Origin of the sequence: Streptococcus sp. ST14 (assembly GCF_046098195.1) — a bacterium.
GTDB lineage: Bacteria > Bacillota > Bacilli > Lactobacillales > Streptococcaceae > Streptococcus.
Genome location: NZ_JBJUSF010000067.1, coordinates 1 through 958, shown reverse-complemented (window position 1 = coordinate 958; position 958 = coordinate 1). Strand labels below are relative to the sequence as shown.

Here is a 958-nt window from a genome sequence, read left to right as displayed (position 1 = left end):
TGAACTGCACCCCAAAAGTTAGACAGAAAAAATCTAACTTTTGGGGTGTTTTTATTATGAAATTAACTTATGATGATAAAGTTCAGATCTATGAACTTAGAAAACAAGGATATAGCTTAGAGAAGCTTTCAAATAAATTTGGGATAAACAACTCTAATATTAGGTACATGATTAAATTGATTGATCGTTACGGAATAGAGTTCGTCAAAAAAGGAAAAAATCGTTACTATTCTCCTGATTTAAAACAAGAAATGATTGATAAAGTCATACATGAAGGCTGGACTAAAGATAGAGTTTCTCTTGAATACGGTCTCCCAAGTCGTACGATACTTCTTAATTGGCTAGCACAATACAAGAAAAACGGGTATACTATTGTTGAGAAAACAAGAGGGAGAGTACCTAAAATGGGACGTAAGCCAAAAAAGAGACCTGAAGAGAGGACAGAATTAGAACGTCTTCAAGCAGAAAATGAGTACCTGAGAGCGGAGAATGCCATCCTAAAAAAGTTAAGAGAACTCCGATTGAAGGAGGAAAAAGAGAAAGAAGAAAGACAGAAATTGTTCAAGAATTAATGACTGAGTTTTCGTTAGATATTCTTCTAAAAGCCATTAAATTAGCTCGTTCGACCTACTACTATCACTTGAAACAGCTAGACAAACCAGATAAGGACCAAGAGCTTAAAGCTGAAATTCAATCCATTTTTATCGAACATAAGGGAAATTATGGTTATCGTCGGATTCATTTAGAACTAAGAAATCGTGGTTATCTGGTAAATCATAAAAGAGTTCAACACTTGATGAAAGTACTCAATTTACAAGCTAAAATGCGACAGAAACGAAAATATTCTTCTCATAAAGGAGATGTTGGCAAGAAGGCAGAGAATCTCATTCAACGTCAATTTGAAGGCTCTAAAACAATGGAAAAGTGCTACACAGATGTGACAGAATTTGCCATTCCA

The 958-nt window shown here is 34.6% G+C and carries 1 pseudogene; it reads left to right on the top strand.

The features are described 5' to 3' along the window. Positions 1-56: 56 nt before the first annotated feature. Positions 57-958 (top strand): annotated as a pseudogene (locus tag ACIY19_RS10825) (IS3 family transposase); the annotation flags it as partial.